Here is a 20,528-nt window from a genome sequence, read left to right as displayed (position 1 = left end):
GCGCCGCTTGGAACCGTGCTTGGGGCCCCGGGTTGGTCGGATTGTACCGATTAAACGAGGAGCGAGAATGACGGAACCGGACGTTCGCAAGGGAATGCCGCCCGTCAAACTGTCGCGCGAGGCATTCGAGAGGCGTTACAGGAGCCAGTTCGTCGATCCGGCCTTTGTAACGCTCCAGCGCGAGCTCGATGCCATCGTCGCCGCCGCCTGGGATGCCTACAGTCATTCGCGCAAAGCGCCTGTGACGCGCAAGGCGGGTGTGGGCTTCGCCGATCCCGACTACGACCTCGCCGTGGATTGGCTTGCGACGCGCGCCTCGATTCTGGAGGCGCAGCGGCAACATGACGATGTCAGCGCGACACCGCGCATCCTCATCGTCAACGGTTCGGCCCGCAGCGAGCACACCTGTCCCGGCGAAATGTCCAAGACCTGGCGCATGGTCAAGCTGGCCGAGCCCGTCTTCGCCGAGATGGGATTTGCCGTGGATATTCTCGATCTCTCGCGCCTGACATCGGAGTTCGGCAGGAACATCCATCCCTGCAAATCCTGCGTCTCCACCGCCATGCCGCTGTGCCATTGGCCGTGCAGCTGCTATCCGAACTATTCGCTGGGCCAGACCGGCGACTGGATGAACGAGATCTATCCGCTCTGGGTCGCGGCCCACGGCATCCTGATCGTGGCGCCGGTGAACTGGTATCACGTGCCGGGCGGGCTCAAGGCGATGATGGATCGTCTGGTCTGTGCCGACGGCGGCAATCCCGATCCGACCTCGACGCACGGCAAGAAGGCGGATGAAGCCAAAGCCATCGAGCTGAAGGGCTGGCCTTATCCGCGTCACCTCGCCGGCCGCCATTTCGGCGTCGTCGTTCACGGCGACAGTGTCGGCGCCGAGGGGGTGCGCCGGACATTGTCCGATTGGCTGACCGACATGCACCTGATCTCAGCGGGGCGCTTCGGCGAGCTCGACGGCTATGTCGGCTACATGGAGCAATACGCGACATCCCACCGCGAGCTGGACGAGGACGGTGAATTTCAGCAGGAGGTGCGCAATGCCGCGCGCGCGCTCGGCGGCGCGGTGCGGCTCGCACGGAGCGGACGGCTCGATGAGCCTGGGGCCGGCCTTGAAGACCCGAATCCCAAATGACTGCCCGAAAGGATGAAGGATGCTGGAAGAGAAACTCAAGGAAGCCATCGTCGGTGAGCTCAAGCGTCAGGCCGCCAACCGGCCGCAAGCGCTGAAGGTCGACGGCTCGTCCGAAGAGCTGGTCGTCAACGGCAAGATCGATCTTGCCGATCTGGTGATGGTGATCGCGGGTTCTGTTGCCGGCGGGCCGTAGCTCGCCCGTCAAAGCAGGGCCTTCAGCTTCAGCGCATCGGCCGGAGCTGCGCTCTTCTGGTCGTTGTCGAAATAGACATAGACGTCGCAGCCTTGCCGCTTCCAGGATTTGATCCGCCGCGCCCATTGCGCGAGGGCCGCCGGCGAATAGTGGCCGCGATAACGCCCGCCGGGGCCGTGTCCGCGCACATAGACGAAGTCCGCGGTGCGCTTCCAGGGCGCCGGCGCGTCATGGTGGTCCGACAGGCACAGCGAGATATTTTCGTCGGCCAGCATCCGCAGGATGCGGGGCTGATACCAGCTCGGATGACGAAACTCGAAGCTGTACTGGCGCTTGTTCGACAGCAGTTTGAAGAAGGACGCGAGCCTGTCGGCGTTCGCCTCGAACTGGGGCGGGAGCTGGAACAGGATCGGACCGGCCTTACCGCCCAGCAATGAGATCCGCTGCTCGAGCAGCGCGAGGCTGTTGACGGAGCGGTCCGACAGACGCTTCCAATGCGTGATGAACTTGGATGCCTTCCAGGCGAAGACGAAATCGCGCCCGGTCTGCTCGCGCCACGCCTTCACCGCCTCCGGCGTCGGCGTGCGGTAGAACACGCCGTTGAGCTCGGTGGTCTCGAACTGCCCGGCATAGTAGCGAAGCTGCTGCTTCAGCGGCAGGCCGTCGGGAAAGAACGGGCCCCGCCATGAATCGTAGTGCCAGCCGGAGGTTCCGATCAGAATACGCGCCATTGGTCACGTGCCACCATCGCGCGGTGGGAACGGGCCGCGCCTGCTCGTGGAGGAACGTCCATGGAGAAAATACGTTGCTTGAAAGGAGGCTCGACCTCCGTCCCATTCAGGCAGGCCTAGATCGATGTATGCGCTGTTCGAAGGCAACAAGCAGATCGGCGATCCCTTTCCCACCGAGAAAGAGGTGTGGGAGGCTGCGCTGATCGAGGGATTGGTCACCGACGTTCCGGTTGCGGACGAGGAGGGCGGCCAGCTTCTTCCGGCCGGATATCACGTCGCGCGGGTGGACGAGATCTGCGAGCCCCGGCCGGACTGGAAGCTGCCCCGCGAAATCTCGTGAGCAGGTTCGCGCTTCCGCAAGTTCGCAGACGCAGCCATCGTCCTTGACAGTGACGCGCTGATGCCGCAGCGTGCCGCGTCCCCCCTGCAATCCGGTTTATCGCAGTACCGCCCTGCTGAAGCAGGCAAAAAAGAACCGCGGTGCCGGGCGAATCCACGCGGCGGAACGCGTGCGTTCGCACGGCAAATCCCATATGCATGGCAACGGACCGCCGAATCGAAGCAGGCTCGGCGCGCGTGCCATCGATGATTGTTGACGATTTGAGACAGATGAACGTGCGGCATTCCACAAAAACGCGGCTGGCCAAGAAGTCGGGAGACACGCTCTCGCGCAAGACTTCAGCAAAGAAGGCTTTGCCAAAGAAGAGTTCGCCAGAGAAAAGTTCAAGGAAAAGTTCAGGGAACAGCTCGCGCAAGGTTTCGCCGCGCAAGAGCGCGCCGGCGAAGAGCAAGGCGTCGCAACGCGCCGCGGTCTCGTCGTCGTCGCCCCTTGGTTTGATGGCGCTTCATCTACTCGAGCAATACAAGCAGTCCGGCAGCAGCGGTCTGGTGTTCCTCGCCGAGAGCGAGAACAGGGCGGAGCGGCTCGGCAGCATCCTTCACGGGCTCGACCCCTCCTGCGAGGTGCTGGTGTTTCCGCGGCTCAACACCTTGCCGTTCGACCAACTGGAACCGTCTCACGAAATCGCCGGCCGGCGCGCATCCGTGCTGCGGCGCCTGGCGAAATCCAAAAGTCCGATCTTTCTGATCTCGACGGCGGAAGCGGTGATGGAGCGCTTGCCACTGCCGGCGAGCCTGCTCCGCCTCAACACCAGCCTGAAGGTCGGCGGGACCTTCTCGGAAGCCGAGCTTCGCGTGCGTCTTGAGGCGCTGGGCTACGATCTGGAGGACGAGCCGGATTATCCGGGCGGCGCCCTGTTCCACGGGCAGACCTTCGAGATATTCCCAGCTGGCGCGCTCGGTCCGTTCCGGATCGAGCATTCGGGGCGCACCATCAGCCGGATCGTGGCGTTCGACCCCAGAGAGCACGACGTCATTTTCGAGACCAAGGAGCTGCTCGTCGATCCGATGTCGGAGCGGCTCGCCATGGCCGGCCGCGGCAAGCGCGCGACGCTGTTCGATTATTGCGGACGCGCCAAATGGATCGCCGATGCCGGGGTTCCGTTGCACGCCGACGGCTGGCTCAGCACGATCGAGGACGCAGCAGTGCGCGCGGACCGGGAGCGCGAATATCTCGGGTCGCGCGACTGGAAGCAGGCGACCCGGGGCATGAAGGTGCTGCCGCGGAAGGCGCCGTTTCAGCCCACGCCCGAGTTCTCGAAGCTGACATCTTCGCGCAAAGCCCTTCGCGCCTTCGTCGAGGAGACGCGGCGAGCCGATTCACGCCTGATCTTCGTCGCCGCGCAGGAAGAGGATTTGCGCGCGATGGAGCGGATGAGCGGCGTGAAGGCGGAACGCGTCGCGGATTGGGACGCGGCCATGCGCACGCGCAATCGCGAAGCGGCACTGATCGCCGATCTCGACGCCGGCTTTGTCATGCCCGGGCGAAAGGCCGTCGTCGTGCTGACCGCGTCCGACGTGCTCGGCAGCAGGGCCCATCATCCGCAGCCGATGGCGCGCAGCTGGATCGCGGCCTTCGATCATGCCGACGTGCCGGAGCAGGGCACGGTGGTGGTTCATCTCCAGCGCGGCCTCGCCGTGCTCGATGGCTTGCAGACGGTCAACACCGGCGGCGGCGCCTTGCGCGAGATGGTCAGGCTGGTGTTTGCGGGAAGCAATGCCGCTCTCGTGCCGCCGCCCGATCTCGGTCTGATGTGGCCCTATGCGACCGAGCCCGGCAAGCTCGCGCTCGACAAGGCGGATGGGAGCACATGGTGGGCCCGCCGCACCTCGGCCGAGCAGGAGATCCAGCTCGCCGGCAAGGCGCTCGCCAAACACATCAGCCAGCGCCGTCGGCGGCGGGCTGCCAAGCTGGTGCCGCCTGGCTCGGCCTACGAGAAATTCGTCGCGCGCTTTCCTTACTTCACGACGGTCGATCAGGCCAAAGCCATCAATGACGTCCTGGACGATCTCGCCTCCGGCCATCCGATGGACCGGGTGATCTGCGGCGACGTCGGGTTCGGCAAGACCGAGGTGGCGTTACGGGCCGCAGCCGCCGTGGTGCTGTCGGGCAAGCAGGTGGCGATCGCGGTGCCGACGACGGTGCTGGCACGGCAGCACGTCGCGACCTTCCGCAAGCGTTTTGCCCCGTTCGACATCGACGTCGGCAATTTGTCGCGTGCGACGTCGGGTGCGGAGTTGCGCCAGACCAAGGAGGCCTTGCGCAGCGGCCGGATGAAAATCGTGGTCGGCACGCAGGCGCTCGGCTCGAAGGACGTAAAATTTGATGATCTCGGCCTCGTCATCATCGACGAGGAACAGCATTTTGGTGCAGCCGAGAAAGCGAAGCTGTCGGGCCTTGCCAAGAATGTCCATACGCTGTGGATGAGCGCCACGCCGATCCCGCGGACGCTCGCCGCGGGTCTTGCCGGCTTCCGGGACCTCAGCGTCATCGCCTCGCCGCCGGTTCACCGGCTTCCGGTCGCGACCAAGATCGCGCCCCTGTCGGACGCCGCGATCGCTCCGGCGTTGTTGCGCGAGCAAAGGCGTCACGGCCAGAGTTTTCTGATCTGTCCGCGCATCCAGGATCTGGAGCCGATGCTGGCACGCGTGCAGGCAGTGGCTCCTGATCTGCGCATCGTCTGTCTCCACGGCAGATTGCCGGCCGACGAGATCGACGACCGCATGATGAGCTTCGTCGAGGGCGAGGCCGACGTGCTGCTCGCGACCAACATCGTGGAAAGCGGCCTCGATATCCCGCGCGCCAACACGATCGTGGTCTGCTGGCCCGAGAGATTCGGTCTCGCCCAGCTCCACCAGCTGCGCGGGCGCGTCGGCCGCGGCGGCATCCGCGCCTTCGCCTATTTGCTGAACGAGACCGGCTCCGAGCAATCCGAGAAGCGGCTCGCCGTGCTCGAGGAGTTCAGCCGGCCGGGCGCGGGCTTTGCCATCAGCGAGCGCGATCTGGACTTGCGAGGCGCGGGCGATCTGTTTTCGGAGCAGCAGTCCGGCCACGTCCAGGTGTTCGGGCCGGTGCTCTACAGCCACCTGCTGAAAATGGCCTCCGAGAAGGTCGCTGACGGACGGGTCGAGATGTGGGTGCCCGACCTCAATCTGCCGATCGCGGACATGCTTCCCGAAACCTATGTGCAGTCCGAGCCCGTGCGGCTCGAACTCTATGCCCGGGCCGCGCGGTGCCGGAGCGAGGACGAGCTCGACGATCTCGAAGAGGAAACCTCGCGCCGGTTCGGGCAGCTGCCGAAGATCGCCTGCGACTTCTTCGCTGCGGCAAGGCTGAGGCTGGATTGCAGGCGGCGGGGTATCGTCCGCCTCGACGTCGGCACAAGTGCGGTGGCCGCGACGTTCCTGCCGGGCCGCTTGCGGAAATCGCGCGGGCGATCATTGCAACGCGACGGCGACCGCGTCGTCTATCACAGCCAGCTGCGCGATGCCCCGTTCGACAGGGTCGAGGAATTGTTCGAGCTGCTCGACGAGGCGTGATGGCGGCGGCCTGAGAGCCGGCGCATCGCTAGTTGGATGCCAGCGCCGTCTTCGCGACCTCGGCCATCCAGCCGGATGCGACGGGGAGGATCGCGTCGTTGAAATCGTAGCGCGGACCGTGCAGCTCGGCGCCGTCGCGCAGCTCGCCGTTGCCGATCCAGACGAAGGCGCCGGGCCGGTGCGCGAGATAGTGGGCAAAATCCTCGCCGGCCATGCTGGGCGCGAGATCGCGGCGAACCGGCGTCTGCACCTTCTCGGCGGCGAGGCGCGCCAGGTCCGCTTCTGCCGGCGTGTTGATCACGACGCCGACGCCGATGACGGTCTCGGGCGTGACCTTGACGCCGAAGCTCGTGGCGATGCCGGCGCAGATCTCGCCGATCCGCGCAAGCAGGACGTCCTTCACCGCCTCGCGATGGTACCGCAGCGTGCCGCCGATCGCGACACGTCCTGCGATCTGGTTGCGCGCCGTGCCGCCTTCGAGCGTGCACAGCGAGAGCACGGCGGTGTCGAGCGGATCGACGCTGCGCGACACGATCGATTGCAGCGCCACGATGAGATGGCCCGCCGCCATCACCGGATCGCGCGTCAGATGCGGCATGCCGGCATGTCCCGCATGGCCATCGATGGTGATGCTGACGCGTCCGCCGGAGGCCATGACCACACCGTCATGGACCGCAACCGTGCCGGCCTGAAGACCCGGCCAGTTGTGGAAGCCGAATACCCGGTCCATCGGAAAGCGCTCGAACAGCCCCGCCGCGACCATCGCGCGCGAGCCGCCAAAACCTTCCTCGGCCGGCTGGAAGATGAAATCGACCTTACCGCTCCAGCTGGGATCAGTAGCGAGCAGCGCAGCCGCTCCGAGCAGCGAGGCGGTGTGCCCGTCATGGCCGCAGGCATGCATCACGCCTGGCGTCGTCGAGGCATAGGGCAGGCCGGTGTCCTCGGTGATCGGCAGCGCGTCCATGTCGGCACGCAAGCCGACGCGGCCCTGTGCCTGCCCGCGCGTCAAGGTCGCGACGACGCCGTGGCCGCCGACACCGGCCTCGAAGGGAATGCCAAGCTCCGTGAGCTTCTCCTGCACGAAGGCGGCAGTGGCCTTCTCCTGCAAGGACAGTTCGGGGTGGGCGTGCAGATGCCGGCGCCACGCGGTCAGTTTCTGGTGCAGCTCGGGGGTCAAGGCGGGGGCTTTCGCTGGGGAGGGCCGGCTACCGCCACCCTAGCCGATTATCCGCGCCCTGCATCCAGTGCCTTGGAATGGCTCGCGTGCAGCAACGCGCGTTGCCTAAGGCGAAAGCTTCGCCAGCCCCTTCCAGTCGAAACCGATGCCGTGGCCCGGCCGCGACGGCGCCAGCGCCTTGCCGTCCTCGAGCACCAGCGGGTGCTCGATATATGTGTCCAGCCCGAATCCGTGGGCTTCCAGGTACGATCGGTTCGGGCAGGCCGCGAGCAGATGCACGGTGATGTCGTGCGCGCCGTGGCTGGTCACCGGAAGGTTGAAGGCCTCGGCGAGCCGCGCGATCTTCATGAAGGCGGTGACGCCGCCGCAATTGGTAACGTCGGGCTCGGGATAGGACACCGCGCCCGCGGCGATGTAGTTCTTGAACTCCCACAGCGAGCGCAAATTCTCGCCGGCCGCGATCGGCACGCCGCCGGCCTGCATGATGCGGGCGTGTCCCGCGACGTCGTCGGGGATGATCGGCTCCTCGAGCCAGGTGAGATCGTAGGGTTGGAACGCTCGGGCGGCGCGAATCGCTTCCTCGACCGTCCATTTCATGTTGGCATCCACCATCAGCGGAAAGCCGTCGCCGAGATGCTGTCGCATCGCGGAGACCTTCGCTACGTCGGTTTTGAGATCGGGCCGGCCCACCTTCATCTTGATCGCGCGAAAGCCCTTGGCGAGATTGCCGTCGGTCTGCTCCAGCAGCGCCTCGACCGAGAGATCGAGGTCGATGCCGCCGGCATAGCAGGGCACGTGCGCGTCGAAGCCGCCGAGCAAACGAAACAGCGGCAGGCTCGCGCGCCGCGCCTTCAAATCCCACAGCGCGATGTCGAGTGCGGACAGCGCCAGCACCGCCGGCCCGCCGCGGCCGCCATAATGCAGCGCCCACCACACGTGATGCCAGACGGCCTCGGTGTCATCGGCCTCGCGGCCCTCGACCAGTGGCGGGATCTCGCGCTTGAGAATATCGGCGACCGCCCCGCCATTGCGCCCGACCGTATAGGTGTAGCCCACGCCCTCCGCGCCGTCGGCATCGCGGATGCGGCAGGTGATCAGCTCGAACGCCTCGATCTCGCCATGGGTGGAGTCGGACAGCGTGACGGGAAGGGGGATCCGGTAGAATCCGGTCTCGATCGCTGCGATGCGTGCCATTTGGCCTCCCTACGTTTGGCCTCCCTACGTTTTCTTTGCAGGCTAGAGCGGCGTGCACCGCCAGGCAACCGCGTTTGCGGCAACGCTGGTACGTCTTTCGACATCACGTGAAGAAGCGACGCAGCTCCGCGGCGACCCGGGCTGGGTCGCCTTCGTTGTCGGCCGCGATATGGCCGGCGCCTTTGAATTCGACGCGTGTGGCGTTTGGCAGAATCTCGACGAGCGCATTGAGCGCGGCAGTCAGATATTCCTGGCTTCGGTCGCCGCCAAGCAGCAGTGTTTCCGTTGTCAAGCCCTTGAAGCGATCGAGATCGCCGGCCGTCTCCGCAATCAGCTCGATATCGTAATGAACCGTCGGGATCAGCGTCGCCAGAGGCGGCCCATTGCCCGCCGCTGCGTTTGGCCGTAGCCGCATCATCATGGCGAAGAACGACCTGAGGACAGACGCAGGGAGCTTTGTCATGACCTCGTTGTCGCCGGTGCCTTTGAGCACGGCGACCAAGGCCGCGGGCAAATCCCCCTTTGCCAAGGCCGCTTCATAGCCAGCGGCCCAACATCTCGGCTGGACCGCGCCGAATTCGAGCGGCGGCTCGTAAAGCGCAAGGCGCGAGATCGCTGGATTGACGAGCGCGGTGTGCAAGGCAATCGATGCACCGGCGCTCAACGCAAACACATTGCGCGCACCCGTCTCGGCGAGAAGCCGACCGAGATCATCGATCTCGGTCGCCATGCAGTGATCGGGCCGGAATGCTCCGCTCAGGCCCCGACCCCGGCGGTCCGGGATGAGGACAGTGAAGCGGTCAGCCAGTGCCGCTCCAAGGTCGGCAAAGCTCGCTGCGCTCTGCATCGCGCCATGGAGCAGCACCAGGCCAGGACCTGAACCGAGTTGTCGGTACCCGATGACGGTGCCGTCTTTCGCGAGCAACGATCTCTCAGCGCTCACGCAAGGCGCGCCTCACCGCATCGTCGCGAGCTGCACGGCCAGTGCGCAGGCACGATCATATTCGTCGAGATTGATCCACTCGTCGATCGTGTGCGCCTCGTTCTGGCCGGCGCCGAAGGTCACGGTTGGAACGCCGTGGCGGACCATCCAGTTCGCGTCCAGTCCGCCATTGGCGGCGCGAACGTTCGGCGTGCCGCCGACCGCGGACACCGCCTCGATCGCACGCTTCACGACGGGGAGGTTCTCCTTCATGCGGAACGGATAATAGTCGGTCTCGGCCTTGAACTTGACCTTGCCGGACTTGCCTTGTGTATTCGTGACCTTCTTGGCCGCCTTCTCGAACGCGGCCTTGTAGGCTTTCGTGATCTCCTTGAAGAACTTTCCGTCATGGCTGCGGCTTTCGCCGCGCACATGCACGTAGTCGGTGACGACGTTGGTGGCGTCGCCCGCGGGGCGGCCTTCGCCGCCGGTGACGGGGCCGACATTGCTGGTGCCCTGCCGCGCGCTCGCACCCTTGCCTTTCACCACCTTGCCGAACCAGCCGCCGGCCTTCACGTCGGCGAGCGCCAGCGCCATGATCATGGTCGAGGAGATGCCGCGCTCCGGCGCGACGCCTGCATGCGAGGCGCGGCCAAAGATCTCGACATTCCAGCGGTCTGCGCCGACGGCACCGATCACGACATTGGAGGCCGAGCCGCCGTCGTAGTTGAAGGCCATCAGCGGGGAGCCGAGCTCGTCGAGCTTCACATGGCGCGCGCCGTAGAGCCCGCTCTCCTCGCGCACGCAGAACAGCAGCGTGATCGGCGGATGATCGAGCTTCTGCTTTTCGAGCTCGGCCGCGAGCGTCACCAGCACGCCGCAGCCGCAGCGATTGTCGCCGCCGAGCGCGGTTTTGGCCTCGTTGACGATTTTGCGCCCGGATTTCTTGGGCTTGGCGCCGGCGCAGAGCGGCACGGTGTCCATATGGGTCATGAACATGATCCGCGGCTGGTTGTGCAGCGCGCCGCGGCCGGGCAGGTCGACGATGAGATTGCCCGTCTCGGTCGGCACCGGAATGCGCGTGTTGGCATCGTCGAGCCGGATCGCCTTCGCGGGCACGCCGACCTCCTTCAGCGCAGCGGCAAGGTCACGCCCGATCGCCGCCTCCTGTCCGGTGACGCCCTCGATGGCGAGGAAGCGCATAAGGCGGTCAGTGGCGGCTTTGGTGTCGACAGGCATGAGGCGTTCCTTTGATGCACGGCAAGCGCTAGCATCCTTCGCTGCGCCGTGTTTCGCAAGGCCTCTTGGACAGTCCGGTGAATTTGGGTCGGGGCGCGCCGAATCACCGACACGGCGCGTCGAACCCGACGCGCCGCCGATGTGTTCAGCAAATCAATCAGTATCGCGCGGCGAGCGGGGCGAGGGTATTGAAGCGCCAATTCACGCCGAGCATGACGGTTTGCATGTTCTGCCGGACGCTGACCGGGAAGAAAGGAGTGCCGGCACATCCCGGATTGCCGGAACAGTTCAAGGTGTAACCGTTCGTTCCGAAGTCGAAATAATTGTATTCGGCCTTCAGCGACAAGTTCGGCAGCAGCGCATATTCGAGGCCGGCGCCGACGACGAATCCCGCCACATCGCGTGAGCCCTTGAAATCGATCGCCAAGCCGGCGAAATCGGTCTGGGTAAACTGATGGGTGAAGTGGGCGAAGGCGGCGCCGCCCTTGGCGTAGAACAGCACGCGGTCGAAAGCGTAGCCAATGCGGCCCGTCGCGGTAGCGACGCGGTCGAGCTGCGTCGTCAGCAGGAAGCCGATGGCGCCACCCGCAGGCAGGGTCGCGCTGGTGTCTTTCATGTCGGCCCAATCGAATTGGCCTTCCACGCCGACCACGAGGGAGCCGACCTGATAGTCGCAGCCTCCCTGCACGCCGGCGAGCCAGCCGCTGTTGTGATCGGCATTGAATGTCAGCCCGGCGAGCGGCTGCTGCTCGTTAACCCCGCGGCCGCCGCCGCCATTGCCGCCGACATAGCAACCGGTCCAGGAGAAGGCGGGGGCCGCGGCCGCCGCCTTGTAGGGCATCGACACGTCCGCCGCCATGGCTGAGGTCAAGGTCGAAACTGCCAGCGCAATGGCGCCGAAAATGGTTTTGGTCGTCATGAGAGAATTTTCCTTCAACTAACGGCGACGGCGCCTGAAGCCTATCCCGCGAGCCGGTACTGCACAGGCCAGCAACTTCATCTGGTGCGTTGTGCGACTTCGCGATCTGGTCACTCTACCCCGCATGTCATGCGCGGGCTGTAACCACCGGGCCACATTGGAAATAACGACCACTGCGAGTCGCGACTTGCCACTGAGGCTGTCGCGACAGGGGCAACTGCAAATTTACTGCTTCATTCACTCCGCGTGTACGCCAGGAAAATCACCACACCAACAAGCAGCGCGGCCGCCATGAACAGCAGCACCGCCGGCAGCCCCGCGAGCGCGGCCACTGCGCCGGTGATGGATTGCATCAGCGCCGTGCCGAGGAAGAAGGCGAGGTTCACCGCAGCGAGCGCCTTGCCCGCGACCTGCGCGTCGACGAGCTGCCTGGACATGCCGAACAGCAGCGGCTGCGCGGAGGTGAAGAGCCCGATCAGCACGAACAGCGCGAGATCGTAGGACGGCGGCATCACGGTCACGCCGAACAGCCATGCGACCGGCAAGTGCGGCGCGCCCAGCGCCATCAGCGCGAGCAGCAGCGCCGCGAACGCGTGGGTACCGGCCACCAGCGCGCGGCGGCGGCCGATCCTGCGGTCGATCATGCCGACCAGCAGCGGCCCTGCGATCATCGCCAACGTGAACGCGCCGAGCTGGTTGCCGGCCTCGACCCGCGTCAGTCCCTTGATCTGCATCAGCCACGGCCCGCCCCACAGGCCGCGCAGCACCAGCGAGCTCGCCAGCGACACCAGCGCCAGCGCGATCAGGCCGCGCAAGGGACGCGACAGGCCGAGCCTGAGCACCTCCATCATCTGCGACAGTGGCGAAGACTCGTCCTTGTGCTCGGCTGGCTGGTTCGGCACCAGCACGAACACCGCGAGCGCGACCAGGACGCCGCCGATCGCGGAGATCCAAAAGCCGGCGCGCCAGCCGTAAGTGTCGATCACGAAAGCGAGCGGGCTCGACGACAGCAGCATGCCGATATTGCCGATCGAGAGGATCGCGCCCGACCACAGGCCGAAGCGCGCAGCCGACAATTGCTTGGCGGCCAGCGTCATCGGGCACATCAGCATGCCCGAGGTGGCAACGCCCAGCATCAGCTGCCCGACCGCAAAGCTTTCCGGCCCCGTTGCAAACCCCGACGCGATCGCGCCGAGCACGGTTCCCGCCAGCAAAGCAAGCGACACGGGCCGCACGCCAAACCGGTCCATCGCCGCACCGACCGGAATCTGCGACGCGGCAAAGGCGAAATGATAGACCGAGGTGAGGCTCGCCAGCGCCTGCGGCTCCATGTGGAAATCCGCCGCCATCAAATCGAGGCTGATCGCCGGAATCGTGCGCAGCAAGGTCGAGAGCATGTGCCCGCAGGCCAGCGCAACCAGCGCAAGGATCAGCGCGCGGGTGGCCTCGCCCGCGTCGTCGGTGGCAGTCATGAGCATCCCGTCCCGAGAAGGTTTCGGGTGGGGTTACATGATTAGCGGGAGCATGCCAACATCGGGAACGCCATGTCCGCAATGTCATGGACGCCTGAGGCAAGCGGCATCATGTATCTCGGCATCGATCTCGGCACGTCGGCCGTCAAAATCGTTCTGGTTGACGATTCGCAACACGTGGTGGCGAGCCGCAGCCGGTCGCTGACGGTCAGCTCAAAGCGTCCCGGCCATTCCGAGCAGGACCCGGCGCAGTGGATCGAGGCCACGTTCGCGACGCTGGACGCGCTGAAGACAGATCATGCGCGCGAATTGGCCGCTGTCGAGGGCATCGGTCTGTCCGGCCAGATGCATGGCGCAACGCTGCTCGACGCCGGTCTCGTGCCGTTGCGGCCCTGCATTCTCTGGAATGACGGACGGTCTGTCGCGGAATGCGCCGAGCTGGAGCAGCGCTGGCCCGCATTGCGGACGACGACAGGCAACAAGGCGATGCCGGGATTCACGGCGCCAAAATTGCTGTGGGTCGCCAGGCACGAACCGGAGATTTTCGCGGCGACAAAACTCGTGCTGCAACCCAAGGCCTATCTGCGCCTGGTGCTGACGGGCGAAGCGATCGAGGATGTCTCGGACGCCTCGGGTTCGCTGTGGCTCGATGTTGTCGGCCGCGATTGGTCGGATGAGGGGCTCGCCGCGACCGCTCTGTCGCGCCGGCAGATGCCGCGTCTGGTCGAGGGCTGCGTGCCGTCGGCGCGGCTGCGGACCGAGATGACGCAGCGCTGGGGCATGACCGGGCGGCCGATGATCGCAGGCGGGGCCGGCGACAATCCGGCGGGAGCCGTCGGCATCGGTGCCATCAATCCCGGCGCGGCCTTCATTTCGCTCGGAACCTCCGGCGCATTGCTGGTGCCGACCAAGACGATCGCGGCCAACCCGGAGCGGATCGTGCACACGTTCTGTCATGCCGTCCCCGACAGATGGATTCAGGCCGGCGCGATCCTCTCGGCGGCATCGTGCCTGGCCTGGATCGCGCGGCTGTTGGGGACCTCCGAGGCCGACCTGCTGGCGCCGCTCGGGTTCCGCCCGAGGGCGCCGTCGCCGGTCAGCTTCTTGCCGTACCTCTCCGGTGAACGCACCCCGCATGACGACCCGGATGTGCGCGGCATGCTCGACGGGCTCAGTCACGCCACCGATCGTGACGCCATCGTGCAAGCCGTGCTCGAAGGCGTTGCCTTTGCGCTGGCGGATTGCCGGGACGTGCTTGCCGAGACCGGATTGGCGATCGCGGAAGCCGATGTCATCGGCGGCGGCTCGCGCTCGCGGTTCTGGCTGTCGGTGCTGGCCAATGTCCTGAACGTGCCCGTGCATCGCTTTGCCGACGGCGAGACGGGCGCGGCGTTCGGTGCGGCGCGGCTCGGCCGCATCGCCGTCACCGGGGAGGCGATCGAGGCCGTCTGCACCGCGCCGCAACGCGTCGAGACGTTCGAGCCCGAGCCCGCGCTTGCGCAGGCCTATGCCGAGCGGCTTCCGGAATGGCGCCGCCTGTACCGGCCGCGGCGCTGATCGCGATACGCGATGATGTGGCGAAGAAAAGGCGTCACGTTCGAGATCGGTTCCGTTCGCAAAAGATAAAAGCAGCGGCGGACCGTTCGTCGGCATGCGGGAGGTATTGCCCTGCGCCACAACCTTTTGTTTAATGCTCGCACCCGCGCCAGGGACCAACGAGACGCGGGTGAGATTACGATGCCGCCGTCGGCGCGTCGGGGAGGTGTGATGAGCGAGCCCATCCTCGAGATGCGCCGGGTCTCCAAATCGTTCTTCAGCATCAAGGCGCTGCGCGACGTCGACCTCACCGTCTATGCGGGCGAGATCCACGCCTTGATGGGCGAGAACGGCGCCGGCAAATCCACCCTGATGAAGATCTTGTCGGGCGCCTACCGGCCGGATCCGGGCAGCGAAATCCGCATCGACGGCCAGCCGGTCCAGATCAGCGGCCCGCTCGGCGGCCGCGCGGCCGGCATCGCGATCATCTATCAGGAACTCTCGCTCGCCCCCAATCTGAGCGTCGCGGAGAATATCTATCTCGGTCGCGAGGTTTCCCGCGGCGGCTTGTTGGCGCGCGAGGCGATGCAGGCCGGCGCGGGGCCGATCCTGGCGCGGCTCGGCGCGGATTTCACGCCGCAGACGCAGGTTGCCAACCTCTCGATGGGTCAGCGTCAACTGGTCGAGATCGCGCGCGCGCTGCACGCCCGCTCCAGGATTTTGATCATGGACGAGCCGACCACCGCGCTGTCGGCCGGTGAGAGCGAAAGGCTGTTCGCCCTGATCCGCCAGCTGCGCGCCGAAGGTCTTGCCATCATCTACATCTCGCATCGCATGGACGAGGTCTATGCGCTCGGCGACCGCGTCACCGTGCTGCGTGACGGCACGCTGGTCGGTTCGCTCGACAAGCCGGACATCCGCGCCGACGCCATCGTCCGGATGATGGTGGGGCGCGACATCTCGTCCTTCTACAAGAAGGAGCATGATCTCAAGGCGCGGCCGGGAGCTCCGGTGCTCGCGGCCGTCGACATCGCCGACCACAGGCGCGTCAAGGGATGTTCGCTGACGGTGCATGCGGGCGAGGTGGTCGGCCTTGCCGGCCTGGTCGGTGCCGGCCGCACCGAGCTTGCGCATCTCATCATCGGCGCCGTGCCAATGATCTCGGGCCATGTCGAGATCGAGGGCCGCGCGGTCCGCATCCGCACGCCCGCCGAGGCGCTGGACGCGGGCATTGCCTATCTCACCGAGGACAGGAAGGCGCTCGGCCTGTTCCTCGACATGTCCTGTCTCGACAACATCAATCTCGCGGTGCTGGGACGCGATGCGAAATTCGGCGGCATCCTCGACCGCGACAAGGCCCGCGACCGCGCCAAGCGCGCGTTCGCGGCGCTCGGCATCCGTGCCGCCAATGTCGGCGTTGCCGCCGGCGGGCTCTCCGGCGGCAACCAGCAGAAGGTGTTGTTGTCGCGGCTGCTGGCGATCGGTCCGAAAATCCTGATCCTGGACGAGCCGACCCGCGGCGTCGATGTCGGCGCCAAGTCCGAGATCTATTCGATCATCGACAATCTCGCGAAGTCGGGCACCGCGGTTCTCGTCATCTCGTCCGACCTGCCCGAGATTATCGGCATCTGCGACCGCGTCATCGTGATGCGCGCAGGGCAGATCGCCGGCCAGATCCGGCGCGACGCGACATCGCCGCTCAGTCAGGAGGAGATCATGGCACTCGCCACCGGAACGGAGCAGCTCGATGCCTGAGAACGGTGCGATCACCAAGGCTGCCCCGGCCGCGTCAGGTGGCGCCGCCGCGCAGGAGACCAAGCGGCAGCGGACGCGGATGATCATTCGCGCGGTCGGCATGCTGCCGGTGCTGCTGTTGCTGTGCATCGGCTTTCACGTCCTGTCGGATGGCCGCTTCTTCACCGGCCAGAACATCGGCATCGTGGTGCAGCAGTCCGCGGTCAATACCGTGCTGGCCGCAGGCATGACCTTCGTCATCCTCACCGGCGGCATCGACCTCTCGGTCGGCTCCATCCTGGCGGCGTCGGCGATGGCCGGTTTGATCGTCTCCAAATTCCCCGATCTCGGGCCGCTGTGGTTGCCGGCAGCGGTGCTCACCGGCGCCGTCTTCGGCATCCTCAATGGCGCCTTGATCGCGCTGTTGCGCCTGCCGCCCTTCATCGTCACGCTGGGGTCGCTGACCGCCGTGCGCGGCGCGGCACGCCTGCTCGGCGCCGACACCACGGTGTTCAATCCCTCGATTCCCTATGCATTCATCGGCAACGGCGCCGTGACCCTCATTCCCGGCGTCGTGTCGATACCCTGGCTCTGGGTGATCGCGCTATTGGTCATCCTGGTGTCGTGGCTGGTGCTCAAGCGCACCGTGCTCGGCGTGCACATCTATGCGGTCGGCGGCAACGAGAGCGCAGCGCGGCTCGCCGGCATCAAGGTCTGGGCCGTGCTGATCTTCGTCTATGCCGTGTCCGGCCTGCTCGCGGGCCTCGGCGGCGCGATGCAGGCGGCGCGCCTCTACGCCGCCAATGGCCTGCAGCTCGGCCAGTCCTACGAGCTCGACGCCATCACCGCGGTGATCCTGGGCGGCACCTCCTTTGTCGGCGGCATCGGCTCGATCTGGGGAACGCTGGTCGGCGCGCTGATCATTGCCGTGTTGTCGAACGGCCTGATCCTGATCGGCGTGTCCGACGTCTGGCAATATGTGATCAAGGGCCTGGTGATCATCGGCGCGGTGGCGCTGGACCGCTATCGGCTGCAGGGCTCGGCCCGGACCTGAGCGGGAGAGAAATGTCGCCGGCGCTGCGCCGTCATGTTCATTCCGTCACGGCAACTGGTCGCCGCGCCGGAGATTCAACAGACCAGGGAGGAAGCCAATGTTGAAGACGATCTCGCTTGCCGGCGCCGCGATGGCGCTCGTCCTGAGCTCCGCGCCGTCCTTCGCCAAGGAGCTCAAATCGGTCGGCATTTCGCTGGGCTCGCTCGGCAATCCGTTCTTCGTCGCGTTGTCGAAGGGCGCCGAGTTCGAGGCCAAAAAGACCAATCCCAACGTCAAGATCACCACCGTCGGCTTCGAGTATGATCTCGGCAAGCAGGTCACCCAGATCGACAATTTCATCGCAGCCGGCGTCGACCTGATCCTGCTCAATCCCGGCGATCCCAAGGCGGTTGGCCCCGCGATCAAGAAGGCGCAGGCCGCGGGCATCGTCGTCGTTGCCGTCGACACCGCCGCCGACGGCGCCGACGCCACGGTGACCACCAACAACGTCCAGGCCGGCGAGATCTCCTGCCAGTACATCGTCGACAAGCTGGGAGGCAAAGGTGACGTGATCATCGAGAACGGCCCGCAGGTCTCCGCGGTGATCGACCGCGTCGTCGGCTGCAAGAACGTGCTCGGCAAGACCCCCGGCATCAAGGTCCTGTCCAACGACCAGGACGGCAAGGGCTCGCGCGAAGGCGGCCTCACGGTGGCGCAAGGCTATCTGACCCGCTTCGCCAAGATCGACGCCATCTTTGCCATCAACGATCCGCAGGCCATCGGCACCGACCTTGCGGCGCGCCAGCAGCAGCGCACCGGCATCGTCATCACAGCGGTCGACGGCGCGCCCGACATCGAAGCCGCGCTGAAGGACCCGCAGGCGGCGCAGATCCAGGCGTCCGCCTCGCAGGACCCGTTCTTCATGGCCCGCCGCGCCGTGCAGGTCGGCGTCGGCATCCTCAACGGCCAGAAGCCGGCGTCCACGGTCGAGCTGCTGCCGTCGAAGCTCGTGACGCGCGACAATGTCGGCGAGTACAAGGGCTGGACCTCGGATCGGACACAGTAGGGGTGGGATATGGCCGGCGCCGGATGCGGCGCCGGCCGGCGCGCGTGGTGGGAACTGCTTGCATGGCGTGAGGCTCGCCAGCGCTTGCGATTTGAAGTGGAAACGACCGGACGCGATGTCAGGTGTCCTCAGCTTCGTTTCCGATTGCATTTGTTCGGACAAGTTCACACACTATGACTCGGAAAAGCCGCGGACGCGCCCGCGTCTGAAGACGGCTTCCGCTTCTGGGGAGATCAACATGATGAGTATGTCGTCCGCGTCGCGCCGCCTGTTGCTGGCCGGCGCTGTCTTCGGTGCGTTCACGCTGTCCGCCGCGGCGCAGCAGCCCGCCACTCCGCCCGCCGCGCCTGCGGCCCAACCGCTTCCTCCAGGCTCACCCATGATCGGGCGTCCGGACGGTGAGGCTGCCGCCAAGCTCGCCCCCGTTGCGCCGCCGCCGATTCCGGCCTCGGCAGACAAACTGCCGCTTGCCAAGCTCAAGGTACCCGCTGGATTCAACGTCGAGGTCTATGCGTCCGGCATGGCCAATGCACGCTCGCTCGCGCAGAGCGACAGGGGCACCGTGTTCGTCGGCAGCCGTCTCGTCGACAAGGTCTATGCCATCGCCGAGAAGGACGGCAAACGGTCGGTCAAGGTGATCGCGTCCGGCCTCTATCGTCCGAACGGCGTCGCCTTCAAGGACGGCACGCTCTACATCGCCGAGCTGTCGAAGATCTCCAAGATCGACAAGATCGACGACGTCTTGGACAGCCCGCCGAAGCCGACGCTCATCTACGACAAACTGCCGAAGGACGAGGCGCATGGCTGGAAGTTCATCGGCATCGGCCCCGACAACAAGCTCTATGTCCCGGTCGGCCAGCCCGGCAACAACGTGCTGCACGATGCCGATCACGGCCAGATCCGCCGGATGAATCTCGACGGCTCCGGCGCGGAGGTCTACGCGGTCGGCGTGCGCAACACGGTCGGATTCGACTGGAATCCCGAGACCAGGCAGCTCTACTTCACCGACAATGGCCGCGACTGGCTGTCGGAATCAGTGCCTGAGGACGAGCTCAACCGCGTCACCAAGGCGGGCGAAGATTTCGGCGCGCCGTTCTGCTACCAGGGCAACATCATCGACCAGGAGCTCGGCTGGGGCAAGGACTGCAAGAATTACTCGGCGCCGGTCGGCCTGATGGGCCCGCACACCGCGGCGCTCGGCATGCGCTTCTACACCGGCAGCATGTTCCCGAAGCAATACAAGAATGCGATCTTCGTCGCGCGCCACGGCTCCTGGAACAAGTCGCAGAAGCAGGGCGGAGACGTCGTCGTCGTCAAGCTGAACAAGGACGGCACCGTGAAGTCGATGGAGCCGTTCCTGACCGGCTTCATCGAGGACAACAAATATGTCGGCCGCCCCGTCGACGTCATGCTGCTGAAGGACGGCTCCATGCTCGTCTCCGACGACTGGAACGGCGCGGTCTACCGCATCACCTATGGCAAGCAGAAGGTCGCGGCGCAGTAAGTGCCAACCACACCCACCGTCATTGCGAGCGAAGCGAAGCAATCCAGAATGCCTCTACGGCAACAGACTGGATTGCTTCGTCGCTTCGCTCCTCGCAATGACGGAGTACGCGGAGAGCGGCCAATGCAAAAAACAATAATCGCTGCTCTGGCGCTTGCCTCAATCGCCTTCTCCGCATCCGCAGAAACCATCCAGGAGCGCGCCGCGCCATGCCTTGCCTGTCACGGCGAGCGTGGCGCCTCCGAGACCGAGAACACCCCTTCGCTCGGCGGCCAGCAGGCGCCTTACGCGCTGATCCAGCTCTTCATGTTCCGCGAGAAGCTGCGCGTGTTCGAGCCCATGAACGAGATGGCGAAGTCGCTGACGGACGATGATCTGCGCATTTTCTCCGACTTCATCGCCGCGCTGCCGAAGCCGGCGGCACCGACTGATGCCGTTGACGCCGCTCGCATGGCGCGCGGCGAGGTGCTGGCAAAGCAGAACCGCTGCAACACCTGCCACAACACCGACTACTCCGGAAAGGAGAGCGTCCCGCGGATCGCCAACCAGCGCGAGGACTATCTCGCCAAGACGCTCGCGGAGTACAAGGACAACACCCGTCACGGCTACGATGCCACCATGGCCGACGTGATGCAGACCGTCGGCAAGGACCAGATCGGCGACCTCGCTTACTATCTCGCGCATGTCCGCTGAGCGGTCCAGCCCCACAACGCGACCTCATCCTA

Annotated in this window: 17 protein-coding genes; 10 read left to right on the top strand and 7 right to left on the bottom strand. The window is 65.7% G+C overall.

The genetic code is table 11. The features are described from left to right. Positions 1-67: 67 nt before the first annotated feature. Together IVB29_RS06920 and IVB29_RS06915 are read left to right on the top strand one after the other, a co-directional pair. On the top strand, positions 68-1,144 hold the full coding sequence (locus tag IVB29_RS06920; protein WP_247502648.1) for a flavodoxin family protein: 1,077 nt from the start codon (positions 68-70) through the stop codon (positions 1,142-1,144). Positions 1,145-1,163: 19 nt separating this feature from the next. After that, positions 1,164-1,337 (top strand): hypothetical protein, encoded by a 174-nt coding sequence (locus tag IVB29_RS06915; RefSeq protein ID WP_247502647.1) that lies wholly within the window; start codon positions 1,164-1,166, stop codon positions 1,335-1,337. 8 nt (positions 1,338-1,345) lie between these two features. Here the strand turns inward: IVB29_RS06915 and IVB29_RS06910 are convergent, their stop codons facing one another. Continuing rightward, entirely contained in the window at positions 1,346-2,068 is a 723-nt protein-coding gene (locus IVB29_RS06910) for a DUF72 domain-containing protein (RefSeq protein WP_247502646.1), read from the bottom strand. A gap of 124 nt (positions 2,069-2,192) precedes the next feature. On the opposite strand from IVB29_RS06910, the gene IVB29_RS06905 reads away from it, so the two are divergent. Together IVB29_RS06905 and IVB29_RS06900 are read left to right on the top strand one after the other, a co-directional pair. Continuing rightward, complete coding sequence (locus tag IVB29_RS06905) at positions 2,193-2,408, top strand: hypothetical protein (RefSeq protein ID WP_247502645.1); 216 nt, start codon at positions 2,193-2,195, stop codon at positions 2,406-2,408. A gap of 494 nt (positions 2,409-2,902) precedes the next feature. Then, on the top strand, positions 2,903-6,007 hold the full coding sequence (locus tag IVB29_RS06900; RefSeq protein WP_247502644.1) for a DEAD/DEAH box helicase: 3,105 nt from the start codon (positions 2,903-2,905) through the stop codon (positions 6,005-6,007). Positions 6,008-6,035: 28 nt separating this feature from the next. On the opposite strand, the gene IVB29_RS06895 is transcribed toward IVB29_RS06900, so the two are convergent. The 6 genes from IVB29_RS06895 to IVB29_RS06870 all read right to left on the bottom strand — a co-directional run bounded on the left by IVB29_RS06895 (position 6,036) and on the right by IVB29_RS06870 (position 12,936). Next, positions 6,036-7,184 (bottom strand): amidohydrolase, encoded by a 1,149-nt coding sequence (locus tag IVB29_RS06895; RefSeq protein ID WP_247502643.1) that lies wholly within the window; start codon positions 7,182-7,184, stop codon positions 6,036-6,038. A 105-nt stretch (positions 7,185-7,289) separates the two neighbouring features. Continuing rightward, complete coding sequence (locus IVB29_RS06890) at positions 7,290-8,378, bottom strand: mandelate racemase/muconate lactonizing enzyme family protein (protein WP_247502642.1); 1,089 nt, start codon at positions 8,376-8,378, stop codon at positions 7,290-7,292. Between the two features lie 103 nt (positions 8,379-8,481). After that, positions 8,482-9,321 (bottom strand): alpha/beta hydrolase, encoded by an 840-nt coding sequence (locus IVB29_RS06885; protein WP_247502641.1) that lies wholly within the window; start codon positions 9,319-9,321, stop codon positions 8,482-8,484. A 12-nt stretch (positions 9,322-9,333) separates the two neighbouring features. Next, complete coding sequence (locus IVB29_RS06880; RefSeq protein ID WP_247502640.1) at positions 9,334-10,539, bottom strand: M20/M25/M40 family metallo-hydrolase; 1,206 nt, start codon at positions 10,537-10,539, stop codon at positions 9,334-9,336. 157 nt (positions 10,540-10,696) lie between these two features. Beyond that, positions 10,697-11,458: an outer membrane beta-barrel protein gene (locus IVB29_RS06875; RefSeq protein ID WP_247502639.1), complete on the bottom strand. Its 762-nt coding sequence runs from the start codon at positions 11,456-11,458 to the stop codon at positions 10,697-10,699. 233 nt (positions 11,459-11,691) lie between these two features. Further along, positions 11,692-12,936, bottom strand: coding sequence for an MFS transporter (locus tag IVB29_RS06870; protein ID WP_247502638.1), 1,245 nt, complete (start codon positions 12,934-12,936; stop codon positions 11,692-11,694). Positions 12,937-13,041: 105 nt separating this feature from the next. Here IVB29_RS06870 and xylB point away from each other — a divergent pair, with 105 nt between their 5' ends. The 6 genes from xylB to IVB29_RS06840 all read left to right on the top strand — a co-directional run bounded on the left by xylB (position 13,042) and on the right by IVB29_RS06840 (position 20,496). Next, on the top strand, positions 13,042-14,487 hold the full coding sequence (gene xylB / locus IVB29_RS06865; RefSeq protein ID WP_247502964.1) for a xylulokinase: 1,446 nt from the start codon (positions 13,042-13,044) through the stop codon (positions 14,485-14,487). Positions 14,488-14,697: 210 nt separating this feature from the next. Next, positions 14,698-16,221, top strand: coding sequence for a sugar ABC transporter ATP-binding protein (locus tag IVB29_RS06860; RefSeq protein WP_247502637.1), 1,524 nt, complete (start codon positions 14,698-14,700; stop codon positions 16,219-16,221). After that, positions 16,214-17,254 carry a ribose ABC transporter permease gene (locus tag IVB29_RS06855; RefSeq protein WP_247502636.1) on the top strand — a complete coding sequence of 347 codons (1,041 nt, stop codon included), beginning with the start codon at positions 16,214-16,216 and terminating at the stop codon, positions 17,252-17,254. The genes IVB29_RS06860 and IVB29_RS06855 overlap by 8 nt, the downstream gene beginning before the upstream one ends. A 97-nt stretch (positions 17,255-17,351) precedes the next feature. Continuing rightward, positions 17,352-18,299 (top strand): ABC transporter substrate-binding protein, encoded by a 948-nt coding sequence (locus IVB29_RS06850; RefSeq protein WP_247502635.1) that lies wholly within the window; start codon positions 17,352-17,354, stop codon positions 18,297-18,299. A 238-nt stretch (positions 18,300-18,537) separates the two neighbouring features. Next, entirely contained in the window at positions 18,538-19,803 is a 1,266-nt protein-coding gene (locus IVB29_RS06845) for a PQQ-dependent sugar dehydrogenase (RefSeq protein ID WP_247502634.1), read from the top strand. 123 nt (positions 19,804-19,926) lie between these two features. Continuing rightward, positions 19,927-20,496, top strand: a complete 570-nt coding sequence (locus IVB29_RS06840) for a c-type cytochrome (RefSeq protein ID WP_247502633.1) — start codon at positions 19,927-19,929, stop codon at positions 20,494-20,496. The last annotated feature ends 32 nt before the right edge of the window (positions 20,497-20,528 follow it).

The organism is Bradyrhizobium sp. 1, assembly GCF_023073315.1.
Taxonomy (GTDB): Bacteria; Pseudomonadota; Alphaproteobacteria; order Rhizobiales; family Xanthobacteraceae; genus Bradyrhizobium.
Note: the sequence above shows the minus strand (reverse complement) of the source record. Positions and strands in the feature narration are given on the sequence as shown.

Coding starts and splice junctions, on each gene's coding strand:
- IVB29_RS06920 (WP_247502648.1), top strand. CDS start 68: ATGACGGAACCGGACGTTCGCAAGGGAATGCCGCCCGTCAAACTGTCG.
- IVB29_RS06915 (WP_247502647.1), top strand. CDS start 1,164: ATGCTGGAAGAGAAACTCAAGGAAGCCATCGTCGGTGAGCTCAAGCGT.
- IVB29_RS06910 (WP_247502646.1), bottom strand. CDS start 2,068: ATGGCGCGTATTCTGATCGGAACCTCCGGCTGGCACTACGATTCATGG.
- IVB29_RS06905 (WP_247502645.1), top strand. CDS start 2,193: ATGTATGCGCTGTTCGAAGGCAACAAGCAGATCGGCGATCCCTTTCCC.
- IVB29_RS06890 (WP_247502642.1), bottom strand. CDS start 8,378: ATGGCACGCATCGCAGCGATCGAGACCGGATTCTACCGGATCCCCCTT.
- IVB29_RS06880 (WP_247502640.1), bottom strand. CDS start 10,539: ATGCCTGTCGACACCAAAGCCGCCACTGACCGCCTTATGCGCTTCCTC.
- IVB29_RS06875 (WP_247502639.1), bottom strand. CDS start 11,458: ATGACGACCAAAACCATTTTCGGCGCCATTGCGCTGGCAGTTTCGACC.
- IVB29_RS06870 (WP_247502638.1), bottom strand. CDS start 12,936: ATGCTCATGACTGCCACCGACGACGCGGGCGAGGCCACCCGCGCGCTG.
- xylB (WP_247502964.1), top strand. CDS start 13,042: ATGTATCTCGGCATCGATCTCGGCACGTCGGCCGTCAAAATCGTTCTG.
- IVB29_RS06860 (WP_247502637.1), top strand. CDS start 14,698: ATGAGCGAGCCCATCCTCGAGATGCGCCGGGTCTCCAAATCGTTCTTC.
- IVB29_RS06855 (WP_247502636.1), top strand. CDS start 16,214: ATGCCTGAGAACGGTGCGATCACCAAGGCTGCCCCGGCCGCGTCAGGT.
- IVB29_RS06850 (WP_247502635.1), top strand. CDS start 17,352: ATGTTGAAGACGATCTCGCTTGCCGGCGCCGCGATGGCGCTCGTCCTG.
- IVB29_RS06845 (WP_247502634.1), top strand. CDS start 18,538: ATGATGAGTATGTCGTCCGCGTCGCGCCGCCTGTTGCTGGCCGGCGCT.
- IVB29_RS06840 (WP_247502633.1), top strand. CDS start 19,927: ATGCAAAAAACAATAATCGCTGCTCTGGCGCTTGCCTCAATCGCCTTC.